Annotated in this window: 15 protein-coding genes; 9 read left to right on the forward strand and 6 right to left on the reverse strand. The window is 70.1% G+C overall.

The features are described from left to right. Positions 1 to 9: 9 nt before the first annotated feature. The 3 genes from H7A73_RS13600 to H7A73_RS13610 are packed head-to-tail and all read right to left on the reverse strand — an operon-like array spanning position 10 to position 3,093. A complete protein-coding gene (locus H7A73_RS13600) occupies positions 10 to 897 on the reverse strand; it encodes a carbohydrate ABC transporter permease (protein WP_182066451.1) in 888 nt (295 codons plus the stop codon). Beyond that, positions 890 to 1,855, reverse strand: coding sequence for a carbohydrate ABC transporter permease (locus H7A73_RS13605; RefSeq protein ID WP_182066452.1), 966 nt, complete (start codon positions 1,853 to 1,855; stop codon positions 890 to 892). The genes H7A73_RS13600 and H7A73_RS13605 overlap by 8 nt, the downstream gene beginning before the upstream one ends. 2 nt (positions 1,856 to 1,857) lie before the next feature. Further along, positions 1,858 to 3,093 carry an ABC transporter substrate-binding protein gene (locus tag H7A73_RS13610; protein WP_182066453.1) on the reverse strand — a complete coding sequence of 412 codons (1,236 nt, stop codon included), beginning with the start codon at positions 3,091 to 3,093 and terminating at the stop codon, positions 1,858 to 1,860. A gap of 201 nt (positions 3,094 to 3,294) precedes the next feature. Between H7A73_RS13610 and H7A73_RS13615 the strand changes: the two genes are divergently transcribed. The 4 genes from H7A73_RS13615 to H7A73_RS13630 all read left to right on the forward strand — a co-directional run bounded on the left by H7A73_RS13615 (position 3,295) and on the right by H7A73_RS13630 (position 7,676). Beyond that, positions 3,295 to 4,311 (forward strand): LacI family DNA-binding transcriptional regulator, encoded by a 1,017-nt coding sequence (locus tag H7A73_RS13615; RefSeq protein ID WP_259362898.1) that lies wholly within the window; start codon positions 3,295 to 3,297, stop codon positions 4,309 to 4,311. A 232-nt stretch (positions 4,312 to 4,543) separates the two neighbouring features. Continuing rightward, positions 4,544 to 5,863, forward strand: a complete 1,320-nt coding sequence (locus H7A73_RS13620; RefSeq protein WP_182066454.1) for an ABC transporter substrate-binding protein — start codon at positions 4,544 to 4,546, stop codon at positions 5,861 to 5,863. Next, positions 5,860 to 6,828 (forward strand): carbohydrate ABC transporter permease, encoded by a 969-nt coding sequence (locus tag H7A73_RS13625; protein ID WP_182066455.1) that lies wholly within the window; start codon positions 5,860 to 5,862, stop codon positions 6,826 to 6,828. The genes H7A73_RS13620 and H7A73_RS13625 overlap by 4 nt, the downstream gene beginning before the upstream one ends. Beyond that, positions 6,828 to 7,676, forward strand: a complete 849-nt coding sequence (locus tag H7A73_RS13630; protein WP_247737520.1) for a carbohydrate ABC transporter permease — start codon at positions 6,828 to 6,830, stop codon at positions 7,674 to 7,676. The genes H7A73_RS13625 and H7A73_RS13630 overlap by 1 nt, the downstream gene beginning before the upstream one ends. Positions 7,677 to 7,771: 95 nt before the next feature. Here the strand turns inward: H7A73_RS13630 and H7A73_RS13635 are convergent, their stop codons facing one another. Continuing rightward, a complete protein-coding gene (locus H7A73_RS13635; protein WP_182066456.1) occupies positions 7,772 to 8,218 on the reverse strand; it encodes a MarR family winged helix-turn-helix transcriptional regulator in 447 nt (148 codons plus the stop codon). A gap of 121 nt (positions 8,219 to 8,339) precedes the next feature. Here H7A73_RS13635 and H7A73_RS13640 point away from each other — a divergent pair, with 121 nt between their 5' ends. Next, positions 8,340 to 9,323, forward strand: coding sequence for an AraC family transcriptional regulator (locus H7A73_RS13640; protein ID WP_182066457.1), 984 nt, complete (start codon positions 8,340 to 8,342; stop codon positions 9,321 to 9,323). Between the two features lie 13 nt (positions 9,324 to 9,336). Here H7A73_RS13640 and H7A73_RS13645 read toward each other — a convergent pair whose 3' ends face one another. After that, on the reverse strand, positions 9,337 to 10,380 hold the full coding sequence (locus H7A73_RS13645; protein ID WP_182066458.1) for a LacI family DNA-binding transcriptional regulator: 1,044 nt from the start codon (positions 10,378 to 10,380) through the stop codon (positions 9,337 to 9,339). A gap of 146 nt (positions 10,381 to 10,526) precedes the next feature. Here H7A73_RS13645 and H7A73_RS13650 point away from each other — a divergent pair, with 146 nt between their 5' ends. Genes H7A73_RS13650 through H7A73_RS13665 form a run of 4 tightly spaced genes read left to right on the forward strand, consistent with a single transcriptional unit; the run spans position 10,527 to position 16,211 of the window. After that, positions 10,527 to 11,822, forward strand: coding sequence for an ABC transporter substrate-binding protein (locus H7A73_RS13650; protein WP_182066459.1), 1,296 nt, complete (start codon positions 10,527 to 10,529; stop codon positions 11,820 to 11,822). A gap of 2 nt (positions 11,823 to 11,824) precedes the next feature. Then, a complete protein-coding gene (locus H7A73_RS13655; protein ID WP_182066460.1) occupies positions 11,825 to 12,847 on the forward strand; it encodes a carbohydrate ABC transporter permease in 1,023 nt (340 codons plus the stop codon). Then, positions 12,847 to 13,728 (forward strand): carbohydrate ABC transporter permease, encoded by an 882-nt coding sequence (locus H7A73_RS13660; RefSeq protein ID WP_111024614.1) that lies wholly within the window; start codon positions 12,847 to 12,849, stop codon positions 13,726 to 13,728. Before H7A73_RS13655 ends, H7A73_RS13660 begins: the two co-directional genes overlap by 1 nt. After that, positions 13,725 to 16,211 (forward strand): glycoside hydrolase family 3 N-terminal domain-containing protein, encoded by a 2,487-nt coding sequence (locus H7A73_RS13665; RefSeq protein WP_182066461.1) that lies wholly within the window; start codon positions 13,725 to 13,727, stop codon positions 16,209 to 16,211. The genes H7A73_RS13660 and H7A73_RS13665 overlap by 4 nt, the downstream gene beginning before the upstream one ends. Positions 16,212 to 16,308: 97 nt before the next feature. Here H7A73_RS13665 and H7A73_RS13670 read toward each other — a convergent pair. Beyond that, positions 16,309 to 16,717, reverse strand: a 409-nt coding sequence (locus H7A73_RS13670; protein WP_259362899.1) for a glycosyl hydrolase family 18 protein, incomplete at its 5' end; no start/stop codon positions are given.

Below are 16,717 nucleotides of genomic sequence, written 5' to 3' on the forward strand. Positions count from 1 at the left end.
GGGACCCGGTCACTTGACTGCGCCGCCGGTGGCCCCGGCGGCGATGAACTTCTGCGCCACGAGCAGCAGCACGATGGCGGGGATCGAGGCCATCACCGCGGCGGCCATGACGGTCGACCAGTCGGCGGTGAAGGTGCCGATGTAGTTGTAGATGCCGAGCGTGATCGGCCGGACGTCCTCGGTGGTGGTGAGGGTCAGGGCGAACAGGAAGTCGCTCCAGGTGAACAGGAACGTGAACAGTCCGGCGGTGATCAGGGCGTTGGCACTGATGGGCACGACGACCGAGCGGAAGGCCCGGAAGTTGCCGGCACCGTCGACCTTCGCGGCCTCGATGATCGACGGCGGGATGTTCTGCATGAACGCCCGCATGATCAGGATCGCGAAGGGCACGCCGGCGGTGCTGTCGGCCAGGATCAGCCCCGGCACGGTGTTGAGCAGACCGAGGTCGTTGTACGCCGCGTACAGGGCGTTCGCGACGACGATGCCGGGGATCATCTGCGAGATGAGGATGCCGAACAGCACCGCGTTGATGCCCTTGACCTTGAACTGGGCGAGCGCGTAGGACGCCGGCGTCGCGATGAGCAGGCTGACGACGACGCTGCCCAGGGCGATCACCAGGCTCGTGACCAGGGCGCCGCCCTGGTCGGCGATCGCCTGCGCGTAACCGCCGAGCTGCGCGTTGATCGGGAACCAGGCGGCCTCGATCGCGGAACCGGCCGGCTGCAGCGAGATGTTGATCATCCAGTAGACGGGGAACAGCATCACGGCGAGGATCAGGATCCCGACGCCGGACAGCACCCACTGCTTCGCGCTCGTGGGACGGACGGGTCGCCGGGTGCCGCGGGTGACCACCGCGCGGGTCCGGAGGAGGTCGTTGGTCGGCGCTGCGTCAGTCATCGACGGCCTTCCTGTTGAGGCGGAGGTAGACGATCGCGAACAGGGCGGAGATCACGATGAGGATGTTGCTCAGCGCGGCGCCCTGACCGAAGTCGAACTGCTTGAACGACAGGTCGTAGGACTGGGTCGCGATGGTCTGGGTGGCGTTCGCCGGACCGCCGTTCGTCAACCCGAGGATGATGTCGAGCACCTTGATCGTGTAGACGACGCCGAGCACGAGCGTGACGCTCACGACCGGTCGCAGCATCGGCCAGGTGATCGCCCAGAAGGCCTTCCACCCGGTCGCGCCGTCGAGCGCCGCTGCCTCGTACAGCTCGGTGGGGATGTCCTGCAGACCGCCGTACAGGATCGTGGTGTTGAAGGGGATCCCGATCCAGATGTTCACCGCGATGACGGTGATGAGCGCCACGGCGGGGCTCGTCAGCCACGGGACCGACGGGATGCCGAAGGTGCCGAGGAACTGGTTGACGACGCCCGAGTCCTGGTCGAGCATCCACTTCCAGACCGCGCTCGAGACGATGAGCGGCAGCAGCCAGGGCAGCAGGAGCAGCGAGCGCAGGAGGCCGGACAGCGGGAAGTTCCGGCGGAAGAACAGGGCGAGCAGCAGGCCGAGGACGAACTGGCCGACGATCGACCCGATCGTGAACAGCGCCGTGTTGAGCATCGCCGTGCCGAACAGCTGTGACGAGACGACCGAGGCGTAGTTCGCCAGGCCGACCCACGGGGCCTCGCCCGTGTAGAACGTCGATGTCGTGTACGCCTGGAAGCTCATGACGATGTTCTTGACCACCGGGTAGCCGAAGAACAGCAGCAGGAACAGGACGGCCGGCAGCAGGAACAGCAGCTGCGCGATCCGTTCGAAGCGCAGCGAGCGGCCCGGGCGGGGCCGCCGGGACGGAGCGGGTGCTCCGTCCACGGCGGCCCGCCGTGGGGCGACGGGGGTCGCGGTGCTCGTCATGCTCAGTTGCTCGACTGCGCGTTCTGCAGGGCGTCGGCCGGCGAGTCCTGCCCGGTCAGCGCCGACTGCACGGCCGTGTAGATCTTCGTCGCGGCCTTGGGCCAGTCCGCACCGAGCTCGCCCGTGCGGGCGCGGGCATCGGCGACGAGGTCGACGAACACCTGCTCCTCGGGGACGTCCTTGCCGAACTGCTGCGCGACGTCGGTCTTCGAGGGGATCGTGTACCGCAGCTTCGCCATCGCGAGCTGGTTCGCGTCGCTGTTCATGCAGTCCACGATCTTCGCCGCGACGGCCTGCTTCGCCTTGTCACCGGTGTTCGGGACGGTCCAGACCTCGCCACCGAGCGGGGCCACGGCCTTGTCGCTGGCCGACTGCACGGGGATCTGGGCGATCCCGTAGTCGACCTTCGACTCCTTCAGGCCGGGGATCTGCCACGGGCCGTTGATCATCATCGCGGCCTTGCCGGCCATGAACTGGTCGTTCACGTCGGCCTGGGTCCAGTTCACGACGCTCTTCGACATCGAGCCGTCGTCGACCAGGCCCTTCCAGAGCGACAGTGCTTCCTCGGTCTCCGGGGTCGCGATGTCCTTCTCGTCGCCGCCGTTCGACCACATGAACGGCAGGAACTGCCAGGTGCCCTCGTAGGTGGCGTTGGCGTCGACGGCGAACCCGTACTGGTCGCCCTTCGTCAGCTTCGCCGCGGCGGACTGCAGCTCGTCCCACGTCTTCGGCGGGGTGACACCTGCCTCGGACAGCACCTTCTTGTTGTAGAAGAGCGCGATGGTGTTCACGGTGGGGGCGAGGCCGTACACCTTGTCCTCGTAGGTGCCGGCCTGCAGCACGCCCTTTGCGTACCCGTCGGTCGAGATGTCGTAGTCGGACAGCGGCGACAGCGCACCGGTCTCGGCGATCTGCTGCAGGTCCGGGTTGTCGAGCATCAGGACGTCCGGCAGGGTCTTCGACGACGCCTGCTGCAGGACCTTCTGGATGAGCGACGAGCCGGGCACCAGACTGCGCTTGATGGTGACGTCGTTCTCGGCCCCGCACTTGTCGAGGTACTCGCCGATGACCTTCTTGTCGTTGCCCTGGTTGTAGTAGTCGAGCACGGTGATGGAGTCCACCTTGCCGCCGGAGCTCGCGGACGAGCCACCGGAACAACCGGCGAGGACGAGGGGGACGGCCGCCAGCATGGCGACCGCGCTGAGGACCTGAGGCGTCCTGCGGTGTCGAGGCTTCATTGCTTCGCTCTTCTCTGGATGGTTGCCGGACACGAGTCGAACGTGTCGCTCGTGGATCGGGGACGACCGGACCAGAACCGCTCCGTCGCGTCCCGAGTGGGGTCGAAGCTAGCATCGAAGCGGTTAGATGGTAAAGCGCTTAGACGAACTTTTTCGGGCACCGTCCCCGCTACAGTGAGCGGGACAGGGTGAGGGGGCGGCATGGCGACGATGCAGCAGGTCGCCGACCGGGCGGGCGTCTCGATCGCGACGGTGTCCTTCGTCGTGAACGGCAACAAGCGCGTGTCCGCCGACACCCGTGCCCGGGTCACGGCGGCGATGCGCGAGCTGGGCTACCGGAACAACGTGGTCGCCCGGGCGCTGGCATCGCGCCGTACCCGGATCCTCGCGCTCGTGTTCCCGGTGCTCGAGCACCGACTCGGCCAGACCGCGCTGCAGTTCTTCACGAGTGCCGCGAGCCGCGCCTCGGAGCTCGGGTACCACCTGGTGCTCTGGCCGGCGGTGACGACGGCGGACGACGTGCAGGACCTCATCTCGGGCGGTCTCGCCGACGGGGTCGTGGTGATGGAGGTCACGATGCACGACCCCCGGATCGCCCGGCTGGCCGAGCTCGAGGTCCCGTTCGTCGCGATCGGCCGCACCGCCGACCCCTCGGGCATCTCGTACGTCGACATCGACTTCGAGCGCACCGTCGAGGATGCCCTCGACCACCTCACCGGGCTCGGGCACCGTCGGATCGGGCTCGTGGTCGAGGACCTCGACGGCACCACCATGGCCGACTACGGGCCGAAGGTCCGCTCCGAGGCGGCGTTCCACGCCGGCATCGAGCGCCGCGGCCTGATCGGCACCGTGGTCGCCGCCGGTGCCTCCGCCGAGGGCGGGCGCCGTGCGGCGGCGGACCTGCTGGTGCGCGACCCCGACGTCACGGCCGCGATCATCATGAAGGACGACTCGAACTTCGGGCTCGTCAGCGGGTTGCGGGCCGGCGGGCGCCGGGTCCCCGCGGACGTCTCCGTCATCGCGATCGTGTCCTCCGACGGCGCCGGCGCCGCGACCGAACCGGTGCTCACGACGCTGAACGCCCCCGGCCCGGAGCTCGGCCGCCTGGCGGTCGAGTCGCTGGTCGATCGCCTGGAGGGCGGCAGCACCGAGCGCACGCACACGCTCATCCCGTGCGCTCTGCACCTGGCCGACTCGACGGCCCCCGCCCCCGCCTGACCCCCTGCCGGCCTGGAGGCACGGGGCGGCCCCGCCACGCGCCTCCAGGCCGCCGGATGGTGAGCCGAGTCTCGGCTGGCCGGACGGGATGCGCCGTCGTGTCCCCGTGGAATGTCCGCGGACCCGAGACTCGGCTCCGCTCCTCGCCGCCGGCACCGCCTGGCGGACAGACCAGGCTCCGCCTGGTTGTGTGGACGTACAGGTTCGCAGCACCACACGTCGAGGAGGACGGATGGCAATCGACCGGAGGACGTTCATGCTCGGGGGAGCGGGGGTGCTGCTGCTCGCCGGCTGCTCCACCCGACCCGAGCGCACGCGGGTCGAGGACTGGCCCACCGAACCGCCCGAGGACGAGGCGACGATCAGCTGGTGGGCCGGTCAGGTCGCCTCGAAGGACGGCGGTGACCTGCGGCGCCGGCTCATCGCGGAGTTCCAGAAGGAGCACCCGAACATCCGCGTCCGGATCGTCAGTGCCCCGAGCGACACCGACACGAACCGCACCAGCCTGACGACCCAGATCGCGGCCGGCAGCAGCACGCCGGACGTCTACCTCGGTGACGTCGCCTGGCCCGGGCAGTTCGCGAAGAACAAGCTCGCGACCCCCGTGAACCAGCTCGTCGGCGAGGACTTCTTCGACCAGTTCCCCGAGGGCCTGCGGCTGGCGGCGAGCGTCGACGGCACGTACTACATGTTCCCGCTCTACATCGACGAGTCGTTCTTCCTGTACCGGAAGGACCTGCTCGCGAAGCACTCCCTGCAGGTTCCGGGGTCGTGGGAGGAAGTGCGCGAGACCGCCGCGAAGCTCGTCGACACCGGCGACGTGTCGTACGGGTTCGCGTTCCAGGGCGACGTGTACGAGGGGCTGACCTGCAACGTCACCGAGTTCGTCGCCGACGCGGGCGGGTCGCTGCTCAACGACGACCTCACGAAGCCCGAGACCACGAGTTCCGAGACCAAGCGCGCGTTCGAGTTCATGCGGTCGCTGGTCACGTCCGGAGCGTCTCCACGGGCCACCCTGACGTACCAGGAGCAGGACACCAACGACGCCTTCTCCGGCGGCCGTGCGGCCTTCCTCCGCAACTGGTCGTACGCCTGGGGGATCGCGAACGGCCCGGACAGCCAGGTCGCCGGCAAGGTGGGTCTCGCCGCCCGGCCGACGTTCGACGGCATGGACGAGCACCACTCGACGATCGGGGGGTGGGGGAACTACATCAACCCGCACACCCAGGAACCCGCGGCGGCGCTGACCTTCGCGCGCTGGATGTCGAGCGAGCCCGCGCAGCAGTTCCTGACCCGCGAGGGCGGGGTCCTGCCGGCTCGGTCGGCGAGCCTCGTCAGTGCGGACGCGAAGCGGCAGGAGCGCCCGACCTACGACACGGCAGCGGGCATCACGCTCGTGCCCCGCCCGACCTCGACGGCCTACTACCCGAAGGTCTCGCAGGGCGTCTACCAGAACGGCAACAGCATCCTCGGCGGGCAGGCGTCCGTCGACGGCGGCACCAGCGCGATGGCCTCCGCCATCTCGCTCGCCCTGCAGGGAGCGGCGCTGTGAGCGCCGGCACGGCGACACGACCGGCACGGCCTGGAGGCACGGGTCGCGTCGATCCGCCGCCCCGGCCGACGGGGCGGTCGCGTCTCGACCGCATCCGCGCGCGGGGCGCGTGGGGCTTCGCAGCCCCGGCGCTCCTGGTGGTCGCCGCCGTGACGATCTTCCCGGTCGTGTACTCGGTCGTCCTGAGCTTCGCGGACGTCGAGGTCGGCTACGAGGGCTTCACGATCCAGTCGTTCGGGTTCGACAACTACGCGGCCCTGCTGCAGAGCGCCGACTGGTACCGGGCGCTCGGCTTCACGGTGCTCTACACGGTGGTGACGGTGTCGGTCGAGCTCGTGCTCGGCATGCTCGTCGCGCTGGTGCTCGAGCGGCTCGGGGCCACCCGCGGCTGGATGCTCGCGCTCATGCTCGTCCCGTGGTCCCTCGTCACCATCGTCAACGCGCAGCTGTGGAAGTACATCTACGACAGCACCTACGGCGTCGCGACGTGGTTCTTCGGCTTGTTCGGGGACGCCCCGGTGATCCTCGGCGAACCGGTGCCCGCGATCACCGGGCTCATGGTCGCGGACATCTGGAAGACGACGCCGTTCGTCGCGATCATCCTGCTTGCCGGGCTCGTGCAGATCTCCGAGGACCACTACGAGGCCGCCGAGCTCGACGGCGCGAGCACCTGGCAGACGTTCTGGCGCGTCGTGCTGCCGCAGCTCACCCCGACCCTGACGATCGCGGTGCTGTTCCGCATCCTGCAGGCGTTCGGTGTGTTCGACCTGCCGTTCGTGCTGACGAACGGCGGACCGGGAACCGCCACCCAGTCGCTCGCGATCATGGGCTACAAGGTGCTCTTCCAGGACATCAACATCGGACCGGGCGCGGCGATCGCGACCTCCACCGCGGTCATCGTCGCGGCCGGGTGTCTGCTGTTCCTCCGGGCGTTCCGGAACCAGGCGAAGGGAGGGGACGACTGATGCCCCGTCAACGTGTGCGCAAGGGATGGCGCAAGTGGGTCAACACCGTCAACGTCAGCGGTGTCGTCATCGCGGTGCTCACCGCGCTGCCGCTCTACTGGCTCGTCACGACGTCGCTCAAGCCGGCGTCCGAGATCGGGCAGTCGCCGCCCACCGTCTGGCCGCGGTCGTTCACCTTCGACAACTTCGTGGTGGCCTTCCGCGACAACGCGCTCGGCCAGTACATGGTGAACAGCGTCATCGTGTCGGTGTCGACCACGGTGATCGTGCTCGCGCTGGCGTTCCTCGCCGGGTACGCCCTGGCCGGCCGGTTCATCCGGGGGCGCACGGCGATCATGACCTCGCTGCTCATGCTGTCGGTGTTCCCGGCGATCGCGGTGCTGACGCCGCTGTACCTGCTCGAGCGCAACCTGGGGCTGCTCAACTCGTACCCGGGCCTGATCGTGCCGTACGTGGCGTTCAACCTGCCGTTCGCCATCTGGATCATGCGGAACTACCTGCAGGGGATCCCGTCGACGATCGAGGAGGCGTCCGAGATCGACGGCGCCGGCGCGTGGCGGACCGTGCTGTCGGTGATCCTGCCCATGGCGAAGCCGGGCCTGTTCACGGTCGGCGTCTTCACCTTCACGGCCTCGTGGAGCGAGTTCCTGATGGCGCTGACCTTCAACAGCGAGAACTCGTTCCGGACGATCCCGGTCGGCATCGCGCTCTTCGGGACGCAGTTCACGGTGCCGTTCGCGCAGATCTTCGCCGCGAGCGTCGCTGCGACGGTGCCGATCGTCATCCTGGTGCTCGTGTTCCGTCGCTCGATCGTGTCCGGTCTGACCTCCGGCGCAGTGAAGGGATGACGGGTGTCGGGCACGCGGAGATACGTAGGGATCTTACCTAGCTGCGCATGCTGGACATTCGTCCGGGCGTCGTCCTGACCGCCCGTACCCTGCCGTCAGGGGCTCGGTGCGCCGAGGTCGACGGCTGCGACGATGCGGTCGATGATCCGCACGAACCTGGCCCGCTCCCGTTCTGAGAAGGAGGCCATCAGGTCGTGCAGGTGCTTGTTCGTGCCGTCCATCGCGCGCGCGTAGTCGCGGCGGGCAGCATCGGTCAGCTCGATGTGCCGGCTCCGGCCGTCATCCGGGTTCGGGACACGACTGAGGTGTCCGCTGTGCTCGAGGCGGTCCACCATCCCGGTGACCGCCGGGCCGGTGAGCCCCAGGTGCTTCGACAGGTCCTTCACGCGAACCGTCCGGCCCGCTTCCTCGGCGCGCGAGACGAACTGCAGCAGCGTCAGGTCGCCGCCGGAGACGCCGAGCTCGTCGCGCAGGCGCCCGCGCAGTTCGGACACCGCGGCCTCGAGCCGGGTCAGGGCCGCGTCCAGGTCGAGATCGCTCACGACAACGCCCCCTCTGCACGGGTCTCGTCCGCATCACGATACGCCGCAGTCACCGACCCAGCGTATCCACATAACGCGGGGCGTGGAACGGCGCAGGTGACGACGACGGATGCGCGGCACCGTGGCTGACCGCTTCCCGACCCCGGTGTCCGCTCTCCGCGCCGGTGAACCGGTCCGTTTCGAGGTCTCCGGCGGGGACCCCGACTCGGCTGAGCGCGACCTCGCTGCCGTCCACGGCGCCGATCGGTGGTCCGTCCGGCGCATCGACGACGAGTTCTCGTACCGGTACACGGCCGTCGGGGACTCCGACGTGAGCATCCGGCGTTCGCAGCTCCGCGGTGCCGTGCGCGGCTCGGTGCCCGTCGGTGCCGACTACGTGGTGACGTGGATCACCAGCGGGACCGCGCACCTGGACTCGGGGCACGTCCGGATGGAGTTGCACCGGGACGTCCCCGTGCTCCTGCCACCCGAGGACGAATTCGTGTTCACGGCCGAGGACCACGACCAGCGGTTGGTGCACTTCGGGCGGGAGTACGTGCACCGCGTCGCGTTCGAGTACCTGGAGGTCGAGACGACGCCGCTGCGGTTCGACCCGACCCGCATGCCGGAACCGGAGACCGCCGTGCGCTGGCAGGGTGCGCTCGTCGCGCTGTCCCGGGCCCTGCGTGCCGAGGGGCCCGACTCCGACGCCTGGCACGAGGCCAAGTGGTCGGCGGCCACAGCGTTCCTGGACACCTTCCCGCCGCAGGCCGACGACCTGCCCGCGGTGCTCGGCCTGCCCCGGAACGCCCGACTGCGCGCCGCGGTGGAGTACATCCACGCGCATGCCGCCGAGCCCGTCACGGTCCAGGAGCTGTCCGAGGTCGCGGGCTTGAGTGTGCGGTCGGTCCAGGAGTCGTTCCGTCGGGTCTTCGACGTGTCGCCGCTGACGTACCTGCGCGAGGTCCGACTCGACCGGGTGCGCGGCGAACTGCTCGAGCTCGACCCGCAGTCCGGTGTCGTCGGCGACGTCGCCCGACGGTGGGGGTTCGCCCACCTCGGCCGGTTCTCGGCGGCCTACGCTGCGCGGTTCGGCGAGTACCCGAAGCAGACCCTGCGCCGCTGACGACGGCCGGTGCTCAGCGGCCGGACGCCGACCTCGGAGCGGGGCCCGTGCTCGCACGCACGCGCAGGGTCGTGGGGAGCCGGACGTGGTCCGTGGTCGGTTCGCCACGGAGCATGGTCAGGAGCATCTGCACCGCGTGCGACCCGAGCTCGGCGAGCGGCTGGGACACCGTGGTGAGCGGCGGCGTCGTGGTGGACGCCTGCGGCACGTCGTCGAAGCCCACGATCGACAGGTCCTGGGGTACGCGGAGCCCGACCTCGGCAGCCGCGCGCAGCACACCGATCGCCGACGAGTCGTTCGCGGCGAACACCGCGGTGGGGCGGTCGGCGAGGGTCAGGAGCTCGCGGGCGACGGCAGCGGACTGGTCCTCCTGGTAGCCGCCGTCACGCAGCAGGCACTCGTCGACCGTGATGCCCGCGGCCGTCAGGGCCGAGCGGTACCCGGCCGCCCGCAGCTGGGCGGAGGCCAGGTCGGCGCGCCCCTGCAGGTGCGCGATGCGGGTGTGCCCGAGTGCGAGCAGGTGTTCGACGGCCTGCACGGCTCCGGCTTCGTTGTCGGCGTCGACGGTGGCGTGCCCCTCGGGCCCGGTGTGCGGGTCGATCGCCACGACGGGGATCGACGAGCTCGACAGTGCCGTGGTCGGGGTGACGACGATCGCGCCGTCGATCAGGGTGCCGGACAGGCGGGACAGCGATCGGCGCTCCCACCCGGGTCGGTCGGCGCCGGTCATCAGGCCGGCGTAGGCGAGGAGCTCGTAGCCGGTGCCGGTGGCCGCCCGCGAGATACCGCGGAGCAGCTCGGTCGAGAACGGCTCGAACTCGGGCACCAGGATGCCGACGACCCCGGTCCGCGAACTCCGCAGGCTCCGGGCGACCAGCGAGGTCTCGTACCCGAGGTCCTCGACCACCTGCTGCACGCGGAGCATCGTGGCGGGTGCGACCCCGTCCCGCTGGTTGATCACCTTGGAGACCGTCGGGATCGAGACCCCGGCCACCCGCGCCACGTCGCCGATCGTCACCCGGCCGGCACCGGGACGCGCGCCGACTGCCGAGTCCATGTGCACACCGTACCGCTGCGCCACCACGCTCTTGGTAAAGAAAACGTTATCGATATCGATTGACATCGGCCCGGAGCAGCAGGCATGCTCTCCGCAGCGGCAGTCGATGTCGCGCATGTCAACGACGACACTTCAGGAGTTCCACGATGACGAGGAAGATCCGTGCCGCGGCAGCCATCGCGCTGATCGGGGCCACAGCACTGGTGGCCAGTGGGTGCTCGGCGGGCAGCGATGCCTCCGAGGACGGCGGGAAGGTCACGATGACCTTCTGGCACAACTCGACCACCGGACCGGGCAAGGCCTACTGGGCCTCGACGGTCAAGGCGTTCGAGGACAAGTACCCGAACGTCACCATCAAGACCCAGGCGATCCAGAACGAAGACCTGGACGGCAAGCTCCAGACCGCCCTCAACTCCGGCGACGCACCAGACGTCTTCCTGCAGCGTGGCGGCGGCAAGATGGACGCGATGATCGCTGCCGGGCAGCTCATGGACATCTCCGACTCCATCAGCGCCGACGCGAAGAAGTCCATCAGCGCGGGCACGTTCGCCGGGTACGAGAAGGACGGCAAGACCTACGCGATGCCGGGCGCGGTGCTCCCCGAGGGCATCTGGTACTCGAAGGACCTGTTCAAGGAAGCCGGCATCGAGGGCACGCCCACGACGATGGACGAGCTGAACGACGCGATCACGAAGCTCAAGGCCAAGGACATCGACCCGGTCGCCGTCGGCGCGAAGGACGCCTGGCCGGCTGCCCACTGGTACTACAACTTCGCGCTCCGCGAGTGCAGTCAGAAGACGCTCGAGGACGCCGCGAAGTCGCTGAAGTTCGACAACGCCTGCTGGACGAAGGCCGGCGAGCAGCTCGAGGACTTCAACGCCACCAAGCCCTTCAACAACGGCTTCCTGACCACCGCCGCACAGCAGGGTGCCGGCAGCTCCGCCGGTCTCCTCGCCAACCACAAGGCGGCCATGGAGCTCATGGGTGCGTGGGACCCGGGCGTGATCGCGTCGCTGACGCCGGACGCGAAGCCGCTGCCCGACCTCGGCTGGTTCCCGTTCCCCGCGATCGACGGTGGCAAGGGTGACCCGAAGTCGATGATGGGCGGTGTCGACGGCAACTCCTGCTCGGCACAGGCCCCGAAGAAGGCGTGCACCGACTTCCTGAACTTCATCGTGCAGAAGGACAACCAGGAGGCCTACTACAAGGCCTTCAACGCCATCCCGGTCAACAAGGAAGCGCAGTCGGTCGTCGACTCGGACTACCTGAAGTCGGCCCTGGCCGCCTACCAGGAGGCACCGTTCGTCTCGCAGTACCTCGACACCCTGTACGGCCAGAACGTCGGCAACGCGCTGAACACCAGCGTCGTCGACCTGCTCGCCGGCAAGGGTGACGCGAAGGACATCGTCGAGACCACCAACCAGGCTGCGGCCAAGGGCTGAGCATGACCCTCGACACCTCGCTCGGTACGACTCCGGCCACCGGGTCGGACACGGCCGCGGGGACGTCCCCGGCGGGGAGCGGTTCGCCGCTCCCCGCCGGTCGGCGGACCAAGCGCCGCATCGCCGACTGGCGGAAGCGCGTCGAGATCGCGGTCCTCGCCGGACCCGCGGTCATCGTCTTCGTCACGTTCGTGATCCTGCCCGTGGCGCTCGCCGCGTACTACGGGTTCTTCAAGTGGCAGGGCTACGGGCCGCCCACGGACTTCGTCGGGCTGCAGAACTACCTGATCATCTTCCAGGACAAGGCGTTCCACGCGGTCCTGATGCACAACGGCTTCATCGTCGTGCTCTCGCTGGTGCTGCAGGGGCCGATCGCGATCGTGCTCGCCCTGCTGCTCAACCAGAAGATGCACGGCCGCGGGCTCGTCCGCGTGCTCGTCTTCGTGCCGTACGTCATCTCCGAGGTGATCGTCGGCACCGGGTGGAGCCTGATGCTCCAGTCGAACGGCGCCGTGAACGACCTGTTGCAGAGCATCGGCCTGGGCGGACTCCGTGCGGACTGGCTGTCGAACCCCGACATCGCCATCTGGACGCTGCTCGTGATCATCTCGTGGAAGTACATCGGCTTCGCGGTGATCCTGTTCCTCGCCGGCCTGCAGAGCATTCCCGAGGAACTGTTCGAGGCCGCCGCGATCGACGGCGCCGGCTACTGGCAGATCCAGCGGCGCATCACCCTGCCGCTGCTCGGTCCGACCATCCGCATCTGGGCGTTCCTGTCGATCATCGGCTCACTGCAGCTGTTCGACCTCGTCTACATCATCTGGGGCCAGTACATCGCGTCGACCGCGGGCACCTCGACGATGGCGACGTACATGGTCGCCAACGGCCGGACCTCGGGCAACTTCGGCTTCGGCAGCGCCGTCGCGGTCGTGATGTTCGTGATCTCGCTCGTGGTCGCCCTGATCTACCAGCGCTTCGTGCTCCGCCGCGACACCGCGGGTGCACTCACCGAGAGGAAGAACTGATGGCCACCACGAGCATCGTCGCCCCCGGGCGCCGGGCCGTGCGGGAGCGACGGTCCAGTGCCGCGATCGGACGCGCGAACCCGTTGACCTACGTCGTCGCGATCCTGTTCGTCGCCGCGAACCTGGCACCCGTGCTCTACATCGTGCTGGGCGGCTTCCGGACCAACTCGCAGATCACCACGAGCCCCGCCGGGCTGCCGGCGCCGTTCGAGTTCGGCAACTACGGGTCCGTGCTGTCCAGCGGGATCTTCTGGCAGCAGCTCGGCAACTCCACGATCAGCGCCGTCACGACCACCATCGGGGTCGTCGTGCTCGGGCTGATGGTGAGCTTCGTGCTCGCCCGCTACCGGTTCGCCGGCCGCGGGGCGCTCTACGCCCTGTTCGCCGCGGGCCTGATGTTCCCGATCACCGTCGCGATCACCCCGCTGTACCTGCTCGTCAAGGACCTCGGACTGACGAACAGCCTGGCCGGCGTGATCCTGCCGCAGATCGCGTTCGCGCTACCGACCACCGTCATCATCCTGGTGCCGTTCCTGCGGGCGATCCCCGACGAGCTCGAGGAGGCCGCGTCGATCGACGGGGCGAGCCGTCTCGGGTTCTTCTTCCGGATGGTCGTGCCGCTGTCGCTGCCCGGGGTCGTCACGGTCGGCATCCTGGCGTTCATCGCCAGCTGGAACAGCTACATCCTGCCGCTGTTCATCCTGAACAACGAGGCCGCGTACACGCTGCCGCTCGGCGTGCAGTCCTTCTCGTCGCAGTACTCCGTCGACACCGCCAAGGTGCTCGCGTTCACCTCGATGTCGATGATCCCGGCGCTCGTGTTCTTCACGATCTTCCAGCGCCGCATCGTCGGCGGCCTGACCGGGGCGGTGAAGGGGTGACCGCGACCGACGCGACGCGGACCGCCGGACGCGACCCGCGCCTCCAGGCCGACACCGCGACGGACGCGACCGCGACCACCGCCGGCCCCCGCGCCGACGCCCTGCTCGCCGTGATGACCCTCGACGAGAAGGTCGCCCAGCTGGTCGGCTACTGGCTCGACCAGAACGGCGTCGTCGCCCCCATGCAGGGCGAGATGGCGGCCGTGCAGCAGGGCAGCACCCTGGCAGACATCACCCGCGACGGCATCGGGCAGTTCACCCGCGTCTACGGCACCCGCCCCGTCGAACCCGACGAGCGTGCCGCCTGGCTCTGGGCCGAACAGCGCCGCCTGCAGCGCGAGACCCGGCTCGGGATCCCCGCGCTCGTGCACGAGGAGTGCCTGACCGGCCTCGCCGCGTGGAAGGCCGCGACGTTCCCGACCCCGCTGGCGTGGGGTGCGTCGTTCGACCCGCAGCTCGTCGAGCAGGTCGCTGCCGCGATCGGTGCGTCGATGCGCCAGCTCGGCGTCCACCAGGGGCTCGCACCGGTGCTCGACGTGATCCGTGACCCCCGCTGGGGCCGGGTCGACGAGTGCATCGCCGAGGACCCCTACCTGGTCGGCACGGTCGGCACCGCGTACGTGCGCGGGCTGCAGTCCGCCGGGGTCGACGCGACCCTGAAGCACTTCCTCGGGTACTCGGCGTCGCAGGCGGGGCGGAACCACGCCCCCGTGCACGCCGGGGCGCGCGAGGTGGCCGACGTCTACCTGCCGCCGTTCGAGATGGCGCTGCGCGACGGCGGCGCCCGGAGCGTCATGAACTCGTACGCCGAGATCGACGGCGTGCCCGTCGCGGCGAACGGCGAGCTGCTCACCGACCTGCTCCGCGACCGGCTCGGCTTCGACGGCACGGTCGTCGCGGACTACTTCTCGGTGGCGTTCCTCGAGGTCATGCACGGCATCGCCGCCGACCGTGGCGAGGCCGCGGCGCTGGCGCTCGAGGCCGGCATCGACGTCGAGCTCCCGACCGGTGACGCGTACCTCGCGCCGCTCGTCGAGCGGGTCCGCAGCGGGCAGGTGGACGAAGCCCTCGTCGACCGGGCGGTGCTCCGGGTGCTCCGGCAGAAGGAGCGGCTCGGCCTGCTCGAGCCGGACGCCTTCGCCGGGGACGCTCCCACCGGGATCGACCTCGACACCCCGCAGCACCAGGTGCTCGCACGCCAGCTGGCGGCGAAGTCGCTCGTGCTGCTGTCGAACGGCAGCGGCAGCACCACCGTCGACGGCGGCAGCGCCGCCGTCGACGGCACCGCCCCCGTCCTCCCGCTCGCGCCGGGGGTGTCGGTCGCGGTCATCGGCCCGAACGCCGACCGCGCCGAGGCCCTGCAGGGCTGCTACTCGTTCGCGAACCACGTGCTCGCCTCGCACCCCGACCTGCCGCTCGGCTTCGCGATCCCGACCGTCCGCGAAGCCGTCGCCGAGGCCCTCGGCCCGTCGGCGGTCCGCTTCGCAGCGGGCTGCGCCGTCACGGGCGACGACCGGGCCGGCTTCGCCGACGCGGTCGCCGTGGCCTCCGCCTCGGACGTCGCGGTGGTCGTCGTCGGCGACCAGGCCGGGCTCTTCGGCCGCGGCACGGTCGGCGAGGGCAACGACACCGAGTCGCTCGACCTGCCCGGCGTGCAGCGTGAGCTGGTCGAGGCCGTCGTCGCGACCGGTACCCCCACCGTGATGGTGCTGCTCACCGGCCGGCCGTACGCGATCGGCTGGGCGCTCGACGGCGACCAGCCGCGTCCGGCCGCGGTCGTGCAGGCGTTCTTCCCGGGCGAGGGCGGCGGGCTGGCGATCGCCGACCTGCTCACCGGTGCCGCCTCGCCCTCGGGCCGCCTGCCGCTGTCCCTGCCCCGGTCCGCCGGTGCGCAGCCGTTCACCTACCTGCACCCGCGGCTCGGCGGTCCGTCGGACGTCACGGCCGCCGACTCGACGCCGGTGCGGCCGTTCGGCTTCGGTCTCGGCTACACCGACTTCGCCTACGACGAGCTCGTCGTCGACCCGGACGTCCGGTCCGACGGCGTCTTCACCGCGTCGGTGACGGTCCGGAACACCGGGGCCCGTGACGGCGAGGACGTCGTGCAGCTCTACGGGCACGACGTGCACGGCAGCGTCACCAGGCCCGAGGTCCAGCTCCTCGGGTACGCGCGGGTCGCGGTCGCCGCGGGGGAGTCCGCGCGGGTCCGCTTCCGCGTCCCGGTGCAGCGCTTCGCGTTCACGGACCGCCGGATGCGCAAGGTGGTCGAGCCGGGCGGCGTGCAGGTCTGGGTCGCGTCGCACGCGGCGGCGTCACGGCCGGGAGGTCCGGTGGCAGCGGGTGGGATCGTCGCCTCGGGCGACGGGCCGGTCCGACACCCCGTCCCCGGCACCGCCACGGAGCGCGCCACCGTCGCGATCACGGGCGCGGTGCACGAGGTCACCCCGGGCGATCCCCGCCTGGTGGAGTGGTCGGTCGTCTGACCTGGTGACGGACCACCCGCCCTGGGCGTGACCGGGCGACGGACAGGAGGCGCGGTGCGGGCCCGCACCGCGCCTCCTGTCCGTCGCCGGGTCGCGGTCACCCGACCGGTTCGGTCCGGTCGGACAGGTCGAGTGACCAGACGGCGACGCCGGTCAGGCCGAGCCGCTCCGCCAGGGCGACCCGTTCGCGCAGGGAGCGTGCGTCGGACCACCAGAGCACCTCGCCGCTCCGCAGGGTCGCGGTCCACTCGCCGACCGTCGTGTCCCACCGGGCGGTCGCGCCCGCCTTCCGGACCCGCAGTCGTGCCTGGGCGTCCGAGAGCTGGCCGGCCGGACGCGTCCCCTTCCAGTGGTAGCCGTACCCTGCGACGCCGAGCACGATCTGGTCGGCGGGGGCGAGGGTCGCGAGGGCACGGGCGGCCTTCGACGACCACGCGAGCGACCCGACGGGGCCCGGCGCGTCCGGCTCCCAGGGGCCGTGCTGGTCGTACGCCATGAGCGTCAGG

This window comes from Curtobacterium sp. ME12, assembly GCF_903970855.1.
Taxonomy (GTDB): Bacteria; Actinomycetota; Actinomycetes; order Actinomycetales; family Microbacteriaceae; genus Curtobacterium; species Curtobacterium poinsettiae_A.

Excerpts from the sequence above, each read along its gene's own strand:
- H7A73_RS13660 (WP_111024614.1), top strand. The coding sequence starts at position 12,847 with ATGGCCACCACGAGCATCGTCGCCCCCGGGCGCCGGGCCGTGCGGGAG.
- H7A73_RS13605 (WP_182066452.1), bottom strand. The coding sequence starts at position 1,855 with ATGACGAGCACCGCGACCCCCGTCGCCCCACGGCGGGCCGCCGTGGAC.
- H7A73_RS13620 (WP_182066454.1), top strand. The coding sequence starts at position 4,544 with ATGGCAATCGACCGGAGGACGTTCATGCTCGGGGGAGCGGGGGTGCTG.
- H7A73_RS13650 (WP_182066459.1), top strand. The coding sequence starts at position 10,527 with ATGACGAGGAAGATCCGTGCCGCGGCAGCCATCGCGCTGATCGGGGCC.
- H7A73_RS13655 (WP_182066460.1), top strand. The coding sequence starts at position 11,825 with ATGACCCTCGACACCTCGCTCGGTACGACTCCGGCCACCGGGTCGGAC.
- H7A73_RS13630 (WP_247737520.1), top strand. The coding sequence starts at position 6,828 with ATGCCCCGTCAACGTGTGCGCAAGGGATGGCGCAAGTGGGTCAACACC.
- H7A73_RS13645 (WP_182066458.1), bottom strand. The coding sequence starts at position 10,380 with ATGGACTCGGCAGTCGGCGCGCGTCCCGGTGCCGGCCGGGTGACGATC.
- H7A73_RS13610 (WP_182066453.1), bottom strand. The coding sequence starts at position 3,093 with ATGAAGCCTCGACACCGCAGGACGCCTCAGGTCCTCAGCGCGGTCGCC.
- H7A73_RS13600 (WP_182066451.1), bottom strand. The coding sequence starts at position 897 with ATGACTGACGCAGCGCCGACCAACGACCTCCTCCGGACCCGCGCGGTG.
- H7A73_RS13615 (WP_259362898.1), top strand. The coding sequence starts at position 3,295 with ATGGCGACGATGCAGCAGGTCGCCGACCGGGCGGGCGTCTCGATCGCG.